Below are 11,245 nucleotides of genomic sequence, written 5' to 3' on the forward strand. Positions count from 1 at the left end.
TGACTATGTGCTATTATGTTGTTCAAACCAATCTTTTTGGCTTTATTCACCACTAAAAAAGCAACATTTACAGTGTGTATGTGCATAATATCATACTCATTTTTTATATTGTGAAAAAGTTTATCCAATTGAGAGTTTATAGCAATATAATTTTTTAGTTTCAACGAAGGAACTATATATACTTTTGAGCCAAGTTTTTTAACCTCAGAGTCAAAAGGCCCTTCAGGATAATCTGAAAACAAAAGGTAGTCATAGATTACATCTTTGTCTAAATGTTTTTGATAATTTTTTACGACTGAACCTATACCACCTGTAGGCCTTCTGCCTATTACGTTTAAAATTCTCATTAAAAATGTTCCTCCATTAATCTATTGAAAAAAAAATTGATATGGGTAAACCCTATTCCAATCTGGTCGTAACAACAGGATAGTTAAGCAATAACCCATAAAAATCAATATAAACATGTACAACAAAAATTTAAAAGATTTATTGTAGCGTAAATTATTAAATGAATTCGGGAGTAATAAGATTACAAATACTGAGAAATAGTCACCAACCCTATCCAATAGACTAAACCTTATTGAAATTATGGAAATTGCAAGTCCTACTAAAATCATTTTAAAAAATAAAATATTGGGTCTACTTCTTGGAAAACCAACATACCAAACAAACAATATAATAACCATATTAACTGCAATATTTAAAATTGTTGCTGTTCTAGTACTTCCATCCATGTAACTCGATGTTAAATAGTAACTATATGTCGGAAAAAATCTTAGAAGAAAATTAAAAATCATAGGAAATAATATAAAACCTATACTAGTAAGAATAGCTAAAAAAGCAACAAATTTTTTATTATCCTTTATTTTGTCAACAAACAAAATACATAGGGAAATTATAGCTGTATTGTGAAAGCTGGTAGCTAGCAAAACAAAGATAAAAAATAAAATGTATTTCTTGTTTAAAATAGCTGTTACGGCCATTAAAATTGCTGCCATTGCTAGAGTTTGGCGAGCAATATTCATGCTTAAATCAAAATATCTCAAAGTAAAAAAAAGATACACACTCATCCAAGGAATTAAAGAGTATTTTTTTATTACGATATAATAAGCTAAACATGTGATAAACGCTATTGTAACTAATAAAACTTGTGGATTAGGTGAAATAAATGATAATAATCTGTTAAAGTAAAGGAATCCGTGTTCATATCTCCAAGTAAAACTTTCCATGGTTGAGTTTTGCAATGAAGTATATAGGTTGGTATATTCTATAGTATCATTACCAATATTGGACGATCTAAATGCAGAAATTATAAAAAATACAAAAAACAAAATTTTTAAATAGCTCTTTGGATACTTATTAAGTATCAATCCTAAAGAGATTATAAAAAAAACTATAAAGAAAAATAACCACATTTTTTATATCCTCACTAATCTGATAGTTCAGAAATAATCTGTATAAAAGAATCTTTTAGATATTTGTCTGATGATTTCTCAACTTTTATTTTTAGTATATTTTTAAACTCCGTGGAGAATTCGGTCATATTAGATGCAAACTTAATGAAATTACTATCCTTAATCCATTCATATTGTCCAGTTACTTTATGATTATATGTTTTAAGAACAATGCAAGGAGTGCCTGTTATATAACAAAATATCATTCCATGTAGTCTATCTGTAACTACTAGTCTTGACTCACTAAATTGTTTTAATTTTCCGTTCAATTCATTATACCGATTTTTTTTATCAATATCATATTTTACAACCGTATCAGTTTCAGAAACCTTATAAGACAGATTCAATAGAAATTCTTCCATTTCTTTCTGAGCAATTCTCTCATCTGATTTTTCTCGATCATTCCTCAAGCACAATAAAATATTTTTATTATTTCTATCATATTTATTCTGGTAATTTGTACTATATGAGAAAACAATATCGGGTACTAGACTCACATTTCTAATGGAGTGAGTTTTAAGAATATTATATGACTTTTCATCTCTTACAAAAATTCGTAAATTTTTATGTTTTTTAAAAACCTTCATTGTTTCATTTTCTTCTCTGATACCTAATTGAGTTTCCGGGAAAAATACAGTTTGCGGGAAAAGTACAATCTTATTTTCAGGAAAATTGTTAATTATGTATCTTCTCAACAACTCTTCTCTGAAATATTCAATACCTATATTCCCTCCGCCTTTAAGTGTAATTATATCTTCGGTTTTAATCATTTCTTTCATGGAATTCACCGCTTCTATCGTCTCATTTACAAAGAATTCTACAACTTCATAATCACCGAAATTTTCAAGTAAAAACTCTTTATGAGAAATGGTTAGTGCATGATCTCCTAAATTAGGATAATCAGTTGCAAGCATTAAAAATATTCGAGGCTTAGGACTGGGCTTAAAAAAAAGCTTTTCTTTACTTTTAAATTTTTTAGTCATCATTAGATTAATTATCTTTAATTTCACATTCAAAGGCATTTTCTTTTTAATTAATTCAATTACTTGATTACGTTTCTTCATTTAGACTTTACTCCTTAAAAATTTATCAGACACTAATTTCATTATATGTTTAGGTGCTATCAAAAAGAAAATTTGGCTGAATAAAACAAATATAAAATCGGTATAACTACAGTATCCCTTTTTTGTATATCTATAAATTGTTTTGATATAATTTATACAATTCACTTTATCTTTTCGTCTAAGATAATTATCTCGATTTGATCTGAAGTAAAGTCCTACTTCTCTTAAATTTTCCGCATACATTCCCTCAGAAAGAACTCGGAGAAATAAGTCTAAATCTTCTTTTCTTTTTATATCACTGTATGCGCCTAGATGTAATATTTCCGTTTTTTTATACATAACAGTGGGATGATTAAATGGACTTCTACGCTTTGAAAATTTAAGTATCTCACTGTAAGCTGTAGGGACAATACGCATACTTTCAGTTTTTGTAGGTACTTCATAAAATTCAGCAATTTGAGTTCCCAACACACTTAAATTCTTTTCTGCGTTAAACCTATCCAATTGTTTTTCACATCTATTTGGCAAAGATATATCATCACTGTCCATTCTTGCCACCAATTCATTTTTACATAGTTTCAAACCTTTATTTAACGCCAAACCTAATCCAATATTTTCCTCAAGTTGAACAAGATTTATACAGTCATAATTGTCTTTATAGTAACAAAGAATTTCATTCAACTCTCGTGTTAGTAAACCATCTAACACAATAACAAAATCGTTAGTTTTTATCGTTTGGTTAAGAATACTCTCTATACTTTGCTTTAAAAAAAGAGGTGATTCCTTCGAATAAACAGACATTAAAACTGAATAATTAGTATACATTACTACTCCTTTTAATCAATAAATAATTATTTTATTTAGAAACTGCTTTTAGTATCTTTATCATATACTAAATTGCCAAAAGCTTTATTGACTATTTTGCCTACTTTCCCTGGAAAATACCCCATTAAATAGATTAGCCAATTTAACCACGAAAACAAATAAATTTTCTTTCCATGTTCTAGCGCTAAATCCCTTACCATATAACTTGTTCTAACATATTGGTCATCTTGTGGGAAAAATATTCCTTCATCAGAATTGTCCACTCTATTCTTGATAAACTCACATAATCTAAAAATGTTTAACATAGACCTTTCGTTTTTAACATTTGGAAAAACAGGAATCCTTTTTGCAATCTTAACCAATTGCTGATAATTTCCTCTACTGTTTGGTCCATATATCATTGGTGGTCGAACAAAAACTATTTTTAAATTTTCATCCCTCAGCATTTTTAATTTTTTTTCAGCCTGCCATTTGCTGTCACCATAAAAATTAGAAGGGTTAGGTTCAGTATCAGCTGTTATAATTCTTTTTCTATTTATATTTGTTTCCTCACCATAAATAATAATCGAACTCATATAAATGAATTGTCCCTTTTTTCCATTCAAATCATTTTTGTACTTTTCTACTGTCTCAACTGCAAGATCGCAATTCACTTTATAATAAAGTTGTTTCGTTTCTTCACTGACTTTTGATACATCTGCATGAGCAATTCCTGCGACATGAAAAACAGAATCATACTGAGAGAAATCTTTTTCTTTCCATTGATCTCCATGCATATCAACTGTATCAATTTGATAATTATCGCCAAATTGCTGCATCCACTTATCGAAGGATGTACCGATATAACTATTCGCTCCTGTAATTAGGATTCGTTTCATTCGATTTCCTCCTTCTTAATCGTTCCCGTGCCGCCTTCAACGACACCGTCACTTTTGAAAACAGAAGTAATCGTACCAAAGAAGCATTTTATATCCATCATTAAACTAATATTATCCGTATATTTGCCATCTAACTTGGCTTTAATTGGAATCTCAAGCTCATCTCGACCACTAATCTGAGCCAATCCAGTCAATCCTGGACGAATATCATTTGCTCCATACTTATCGCGCTCTTCGATCAAATCATATTGATTCCATAACGCTGGACGAGGCCCAATGACAGCCATATCACCTTTGATAATATTGAATAATTGAGGCAGCTCATCCAAGCTGGTTTTTCTTAAAATTTTTCCGACCTTGGTGATATAAAAATCTGGGTCTGATAATAGATGTGTTGGCATTTCTTTAGGCGTATCAATTTTCATTGTTCTGAATTTATAAATATTAAAATGGGTTTTATTCTTTCCAACCCGTTTTTGTTTAAAAATAATAGGACCCTTTGAATCGATTTTTATCGCTAGACATAATAGTAATAGTACTGGTGATAAAACAATTATCCCTATTAGCGATAATATAAAATCAATAATTCTTTTCATTCCATCCTTGTACAACAAAACCCACTCCTATTTGTTTGAAGCATTTGCAAATCTAACAATTTCTTTAGCCAATGTTTTATTCTCATTGGGAAGTGTTTCTATAAAACTAAGCACCTCTTCCATTGAATATCCCTTGATATTGCCAACAAAAATTTTCTCGAAGACTGCTTCATCATTCCGTTCTTTATCCAACAATAGTTCTTCATATAACTTTTCACCTGGTCGAATCCCTGTTTCTACAATCTCAATTTCTTCTTCACTATAGCCACTTAAACGAATCATATTCTTCGCAAGATCAACGATTTTTACCGGTTCGCCCATATCTAAAATGAAGATTTCGCCACCTTTAGCAAGTGCTCCTGACTGAATAACTAATCGGCTAGCTTCTGGGATCGTCATGAAATAGCGGGTCATACGTAAATCAGTTACTGTGATTGGTCCACCTTTTGCTATTTGCTCACGGAATACTGGAATCACACTGCCTCTTGAACCTAATACATTACCAAAGCGTACAGCAGAAAATTTCGTGCAATCTTTTTCATTTAAGCCAGTAACAATCATCTCAGAGATGCGTTTTGTCGCTCCCATGACGTTTGGTGGATTATTGGCTTTATCCGTAGATACCATTACAAAGTTCTTCACTTTCGCTGCTTTGGCAGCTTCAGCGGTATTCTTCGTACCGTAGATATTGTTTTTAACTGCTTCTCTAGGATTGTATTCCATCAACGGTACGTGCTTATGGGCTGCCGCATGATAAACGATATCCGGTTTGACTTCGTTCATGATTTCAAACATCTTTTCACGATCTTGTATATCGGCTATAACTGGAACGATTTCGGTAATATTGTCTTTAAAATTGATTTTCAACTCACGGTCAATTAAGTAAATTGAGTTTTCACCATGTCCTAACAAAACTAGTTTTTTAGGAATGAATTGAATCACTTGGCGACAGATTTCAGAACCAATCGATCCACCAGCACCAGTCACTAATATCGTCTTTCCAGTAATTTGATCTTTGATGGATTCGATATCCAATTTGACTTCATCTCTGCCTAGCAAATCAACGACATCGATTTTCTTCAAACGTGATGTGCTGATTTTTCCAGAGGCGATTTCTTCCATTGATGGCATCGTGTTGACTTTGACATGCAAAGGTTCAATTAAGCTAAAAATACTCCGCAATTTTTTCCGTGACAAGGATGGAATAGCGATCGTAACCATATTGATCTCATACTTTTGAATCAATTCAGGCAAATCGCTGATACAACCCAAGACTTTTTTCCCAGAAAGATAAGTGTTTCGTTTATTCGGATCATCATCGACAAAGCCAATAATATTAATGTCACTTGCCGTTTTCGAACCTACGAAGCTATTGTAAAGAATACGGCCGCCTTCTCCCGCGCCAACGATCAGAGTATTCTTGACAACCACATTGGACGTCCCCCTCATGTTTTTTCTTTCAATATAGATCCGCCAAATCAATCGACTAGCAATGATCAAAAAGAGCGAAAGAAAGTACGTAAAGATCACTAACCGCACGCTATAGGTTTCCTCACCGAAAAATAAGATCACATTGCAAGTAAAAGCGCTACATGACACCGCTAAGAAGATAGCAATCATTTCTTTCAGATTCGTATAGCGATTGATTCGAGAAAAAACACGGAACACAGAACCATAAAAAAGGTAGAAGCCGACAGACAGACTCACAGAGATCAATGTAAATTCCCTTGGAATCGCCACAAAGGGTCTCATAAAATAAACTGCTGCTATATTCGCTGCTATGATCAATAAACTATCTACAACTATCAAAGTTACAATTTTTCTTCTTCTCGTTAATTCAAACAACCCAGTTGCCCCCTAAAATAACCCAAATTTCTTTTTTTTCACTTCTGTAAAAGCTGGAAAACTGATTTGATCCCCGTTTATCAAATCTTTTGCTACTTGTTTCATCAACGTTACTTTGAGCATGCCAAAATCTTGCTCAATTTGCTCATAAGCTTCTTTTAAATTAAAGGTGCGTTTTGTAACGCCATGGGCATCCGAAGCGACCATCTGAACAAGATTATGTTCAACCATTGTTTTTGCTGTTTTTTGGATTTCTTTTCCAAATACGCCGACATAACTTGGCGCAGTTAACTGAGCTAAACAGCCCATATCTAAAAATGGGATTAGATTGTTAGGGTCTTTCCTAAAATGAGCATTCCGCTCGGGATGGACAATGACTGGAATTTTTCCCAGCTGTAGTAAATCGAAGAATATTTGTTCTGTATACGTAGGCACTTCAATCGTAGGAAATTCTATCAAGATATACGTATCATCAAGATCTGTAAAAAGGATGTCATTTTTCTGTATATCCTCAATTAAATCTCCTGTTATTCTCACCTCTTGTCCCTCAAGTACTGTCAAGGACAAGCTCCGTGCGTCTAATTCTTCTTGTAAAGAGGTAACGAGAGAAATGACCTCTGACTTCGGATTGCGGTATTTTCCATTGTTATGATGTGGGGTACAAAGGATATGCGTAATTCCTTGGCTAATCGCTTTTTCAGCCATAGCAATGCTCGCATTGATGTCTTCTGCACCATCATCAATTCCTGGTAAAATGTGGCAATGTAAATCAATCATTTCTCTCGTCTCCTTCAAATTAATTAATTTCCATAATAATAGTAGTAACCTGAGTCTTTCGAGTGTTCGGCACCGTTATAGACCACCCCAATGATTCTTGCTTGAACCATATTCAATAGATCTCTCGCTTTTGTTAAGGATTCTTTACGTGCAACATTTTCTCGAACCACTAAGATCGTCCCATCTGCTTTAGATGCCATGATTTGTGCATCGGTGACTGCTACAACTGGTGGCATATCAAAGATAACCACATCGTAAAGGTTTTTCGCTTCTTCCATCACTTGGTTCATTCGTGCTGACCCAAGTAGCTCAGATGGATTTGGTGGTTTTGGTCCGCTGGTTAAGACAGATAAATTATCAATCACCGTTTTTTGAGCTGCTTCAAGGACGCTCGTTGAGGTACTTAATACGGTACTCAATCCACTCGCATTGTTTAAGCTGAATGTTTTGTATACAGTAGGCTTTCGCATATCGGCATCAACTAACAATACTCGTTGTCCTGATTTTGCAAAAACAACCGCTAAATTAGCTGAAGTTGTCGATTTCCCTTCACCTGGACCAGAAGAAGTAACAACAATGGTCTTGATTTGTTTATCTGCTGAAGACGCAAATTGAATATTTGTACGGATCGTACGATATTGCTCTGAGATTGGTGAAGAAGGATCAACCATTGTAATCAAGCTCACTGCATGTGTCTGTGTCCCAGTACGTTCTTGTTTTTTTGCCATCATTGTTCCCTCCTAGACCCGGCTACGACTACGGCGTGATTCTGCCGTTTTGTCGCCTTGCGGTTTCTTAATAAATGGTGCGCTTGGCTTTTTCTGAATGGTCGCAGCCAATTCTTTTGGTGACATTTGGGGTACAGTACCCAATACGGTAAAGCCTAATGTTTCGGTTACAAATTTATCATCTTTGACAGTTCGATCTAGTAGCTCCAATAAGAAGGCTAAACCGACACCGACCATGATCCCTAATACCAGACCAATGGCTAAATTTAGTTTGTTGTTAGGTGAAACTGGTGTAGTACTAGCTACCGCACTTGAAATGATTGAGATTTTATCAACATTCATAACATCTTGAGCATTTTCTTGAAAGACCAATGCTGTCGTATTGGCAATATTTTGCGCTGACACTGCATTTGTACTAGTTGCCTGAATGGAAAACATTTGTGAGTTCTGTGACTGGTTGATCGAAATGGATTCTTTCAATTGTCCGACAGTCAAGTCAAGGTTATTTTCAGACTCCAAACGATCCTTTACTTGTGTCATAACCAAGTCACTGACAATCATATCTTTATACGTATTGATCATTTGCAAGTTTGTATTCACATCGTTGGCATTGGTAGTTTCGGATTGAGGCAATGTCACAATCAACTGAGCTTGTGAACTGTATTTCGGTGTAATGACAAAGAAGGTGAATATCCCTGCTAAAGCTAAACCAGCAAACATTGAAATAAAAATAGCAGCTAAGTGTTTCCGTAGAATTGCGAATATTTCTTTTAAGCTAATTGTTTCTTCCATCTTTTCTCCACTTTCCTATTCATTCTCTAGATTTAGTTGAGCTTTCAACTCTTTTTGAACTCTTGCTAGTTCTTCGTCACTCACACGCTGATATGAGATGCCATCTTGCATGAATCCTTCCCCTTGCAACTGATCTTGTTTGATCGTTTGAAAGGCACTGCGATAGTTAAATGCTAAGGTTCGCATGTCATCGAAACTCATATCTGTCTTCATGTTTTGCTCAACGGCATTTAAGATCGTTTGATATTGGGTGATTCCATCAAGACTCAAGACTTTCTTAACGATCCCTTCAACGATTTTACGTTGGCGTTCTTGACGCCCATAATCGCCGTTTGGATCTTCATAACGCATTCTTGAATAGGCAAGGGCTTGTTCGCCATTTAGTGATGTACGTCCGATAGCAAAATCAAAGCCGTCTTGCGAAAAGGTGATTTCATTATCAACTTCAATGCCGCCAACCGCATCGACTAATTCTTTCAAACCAGCCATATTGATTGATACATAATGATCGATCGGAATATCCAAGAATTTTTCTACGGTATTCATTGCCATCGCTGGTCCACCAAAAGCATAGGCATGATTAATTTTATCTGTCGTCCCATGTCCAACGATATCAACATAGGAATCTCTTCCAATACTCACCACCGTCGTCTGATTGTCTTGTGGGCTGATGGTCGCAACCATCATGGTATCAGAACGTCCTTGTTCGACTCTTCCTAAATCACCGGTATCGATCCCCATCAGTAAAACCGAGAAGGAATCTTTTTGGGATAGGTCGACATCATTTTCACGTAGACGATCTTCTCGATCACGTTCGACTGATTGATAGGTTTCTTGAATTGAGTTTGATACATCAAAATATAATTTTGCAGCGACACCGATCATTCCGATGACTAACACTGCAACGATTGAAAAGATGATTAAAAAGATTTTTTTTCCTTTTGACATTTGCTTTCCTCCAGTTATCTCTATTTTCTTCGATACATCTTTAAATTAGTAAACAGTGTCTGAACTTTGGTCTGTCCAGGTGCCATCTCCTGCGGATGTATCCTCTGAATAACTTTCCGTTGAAGCGGGGGGTGTATACGTGCTGTATCCTGTGTACCCCATTTGGGTAGCGACTTTATCTGCTAATTCGGTGAATTTCTCTTTCAATTCTTCGTTGCGAACTTTGCTGATACTGTCGACTGCACTCAGGTATTTTTCTAAGGTGACTTCACTTGTCACCTCATCCCCATCAAGCATTTCATCAAAAGTTTCTTGTAATTTTGCAATGCGGTCCAATTGAGTATCCGCATATTCTAAATAGGAAACAACTAACTCTTTCCATTTACTATCCTCAAAAAAGCTCAGATTTTCACGGACATTCCCGACATCCGTTTCTTTTAGATCAGCTCTAATGGTGACATCATTTTCAGCACTTTGCCAATTTGAAACACCTTCAGTAAATAAGGCTTCCGTATCCGCTTGTACTTTTAATTTTGCCTCGATGTCTTTTAGCTGATCATCAAGGGCGGTTTTTTCTTGTTGGATCTCCACTGACTCACTTGGCAGTGCATCATCATCGATCCCATAATCGTCTGCAGATACTTTCACTGCAGAAAGTTTTGCGACTGTTTTAAGAACGTCTTCTTCTTTAAGATCTTTTCGCAAAAACGTTTGATCTTCGTTGCTGTAAAATTCAGCAATTTCATTTGACAACTCATTGATGCGATCTTTTTCGCTGGCAATCGCTGTCTGTGCATATTCGACTCGCTGCTGATATTGCCTTTGGTTATTTTGTCGGTAACCAATAAAACAAATTGCAACGGCGCCAATACCAACGGCTAAAACAGTCAAAGTCTTTATTAACGGCTTTCCCATGAACACACTCCCTACTTCAATTGTGCTTGTTTAAGCATTCTGCCTTCCTCTCACATAATAAAGGCAATTCTAGTTTATTATAAGAGAAATGTATCATTAAATAAAGGAAATTCCCGTTTTTTATTTATTAAGGTATATTTTTCGTCAATAAAAGACTTATATAATGCCAAACATCAGTTATTTTAAAAAACTATAAATAACGTCTACTTTGCTTGACAGTTTTTTTAAACCCTCATTTTAAATAATGATTAATTCAGTTATAATCGTTGTTCTCATCACCTTTGAAGGTTGTCACATTATAGAAAAATAACCTTAAGAGATTATATTCGTTCACTTTCTCAACATCTTTTCATTATAAATAGAAAAGATAAGAAATTCAGAAAGTATTTTTATACACTTTTCTTGTTATTATAAATTAATTTG

11 protein-coding genes and 1 pseudogene are annotated in these 11,245 nt (G+C 34.6%); all 12 read right to left on the bottom strand.

The features are described from left to right. Nucleotides 1-347 (bottom strand): annotated as a pseudogene (locus A5882_RS19885) (hypothetical protein); the annotation flags it as partial. Nucleotides 348-368: 21 nt separating this feature from the next. Then, complete coding sequence (locus A5882_RS16160) at nucleotides 369-1,415, bottom strand: EpsG family protein (RefSeq protein ID WP_086373128.1); 1,047 nt, start codon at nucleotides 1,413-1,415, stop codon at nucleotides 369-371. Between the two features lie 14 nt (nucleotides 1,416-1,429). After that, nucleotides 1,430-2,518: a polysaccharide pyruvyl transferase family protein gene (locus tag A5882_RS16165; RefSeq protein WP_086373129.1), complete on the bottom strand. Its 1,089-nt coding sequence runs from the start codon at nucleotides 2,516-2,518 to the stop codon at nucleotides 1,430-1,432. Further along, on the bottom strand, nucleotides 2,519-3,343 hold the full coding sequence (locus tag A5882_RS16170) for a glycosyltransferase (RefSeq protein WP_086373130.1): 825 nt from the start codon (nucleotides 3,341-3,343) through the stop codon (nucleotides 2,519-2,521). A 35-nt stretch (nucleotides 3,344-3,378) separates the two neighbouring features. After that, nucleotides 3,379-4,221 carry an NAD-dependent epimerase/dehydratase family protein gene (locus A5882_RS16175; RefSeq protein ID WP_086316347.1) on the bottom strand — a complete coding sequence of 281 codons (843 nt, stop codon included), beginning with the start codon at nucleotides 4,219-4,221 and terminating at the stop codon, nucleotides 3,379-3,381. Then, nucleotides 4,218-4,832, bottom strand: coding sequence for a sugar transferase (locus tag A5882_RS16180; protein WP_176273411.1), 615 nt, complete (start codon nucleotides 4,830-4,832; stop codon nucleotides 4,218-4,220). The genes A5882_RS16175 and A5882_RS16180 overlap by 4 nt, the downstream gene beginning before the upstream one ends. Before the next feature lie 12 nt (nucleotides 4,833-4,844). Then, nucleotides 4,845-6,662, bottom strand: coding sequence for a nucleoside-diphosphate sugar epimerase/dehydratase (locus A5882_RS16185; protein ID WP_086373131.1), 1,818 nt, complete (start codon nucleotides 6,660-6,662; stop codon nucleotides 4,845-4,847). A gap of 12 nt (nucleotides 6,663-6,674) precedes the next feature. Further along, nucleotides 6,675-7,439 carry a tyrosine-protein phosphatase gene (locus A5882_RS16190; RefSeq protein ID WP_086373132.1) on the bottom strand — a complete coding sequence of 255 codons (765 nt, stop codon included), beginning with the start codon at nucleotides 7,437-7,439 and terminating at the stop codon, nucleotides 6,675-6,677. Between the two features lie 23 nt (nucleotides 7,440-7,462). Continuing rightward, nucleotides 7,463-8,167 carry a CpsD/CapB family tyrosine-protein kinase gene (locus A5882_RS16195; RefSeq protein ID WP_086373133.1) on the bottom strand — a complete coding sequence of 235 codons (705 nt, stop codon included), beginning with the start codon at nucleotides 8,165-8,167 and terminating at the stop codon, nucleotides 7,463-7,465. 12 nt (nucleotides 8,168-8,179) lie between these two features. Further along, nucleotides 8,180-8,959, bottom strand: a complete 780-nt coding sequence (locus A5882_RS16200; protein WP_008378786.1) for a YveK family protein — start codon at nucleotides 8,957-8,959, stop codon at nucleotides 8,180-8,182. 15 nt (nucleotides 8,960-8,974) lie between these two features. Then, complete coding sequence (locus tag A5882_RS16205) at nucleotides 8,975-9,925, bottom strand: LCP family protein (RefSeq protein ID WP_172634728.1); 951 nt, start codon at nucleotides 9,923-9,925, stop codon at nucleotides 8,975-8,977. 27 nt (nucleotides 9,926-9,952) lie between these two features. Beyond that, nucleotides 9,953-10,822, bottom strand: a complete 870-nt coding sequence (locus A5882_RS16210) for a hypothetical protein (RefSeq protein WP_016613512.1) — start codon at nucleotides 10,820-10,822, stop codon at nucleotides 9,953-9,955. Nucleotides 10,823-11,245 lie beyond the last annotated feature (423 nt).

It is taken from the genome of Enterococcus sp. 4E1_DIV0656, from assembly GCF_002140695.1.
In the GTDB taxonomy this organism is placed as follows: Bacteria; Bacillota; Bacilli; order Lactobacillales; family Enterococcaceae; genus Enterococcus_D; species Enterococcus_D entomosocium.

Excerpts from the sequence above, each read along its gene's own strand:
- A5882_RS16175 (WP_086316347.1), bottom strand. The coding sequence starts at position 4,221 with ATGAAACGAATCCTAATTACAGGAGCGAATAGTTATATCGGTACATCC.
- A5882_RS16170 (WP_086373130.1), bottom strand. The coding sequence starts at position 3,343 with ATGTATACTAATTATTCAGTTTTAATGTCTGTTTATTCGAAGGAATCA.
- A5882_RS16200 (WP_008378786.1), bottom strand. The coding sequence starts at position 8,959 with ATGGAAGAAACAATTAGCTTAAAAGAAATATTCGCAATTCTACGGAAA.
- A5882_RS16190 (WP_086373132.1), bottom strand. The coding sequence starts at position 7,439 with ATGATTGATTTACATTGCCACATTTTACCAGGAATTGATGATGGTGCA.
- A5882_RS16165 (WP_086373129.1), bottom strand. The coding sequence starts at position 2,518 with ATGAAGAAACGTAATCAAGTAATTGAATTAATTAAAAAGAAAATGCCT.
- A5882_RS16195 (WP_086373133.1), bottom strand. The coding sequence starts at position 8,167 with ATGGCAAAAAAACAAGAACGTACTGGGACACAGACACATGCAGTGAGC.
- A5882_RS16210 (WP_016613512.1), bottom strand. The coding sequence starts at position 10,822 with ATGGGAAAGCCGTTAATAAAGACTTTGACTGTTTTAGCCGTTGGTATT.
- A5882_RS16160 (WP_086373128.1), bottom strand. The coding sequence starts at position 1,415 with ATGTGGTTATTTTTCTTTATAGTTTTTTTTATAATCTCTTTAGGATTG.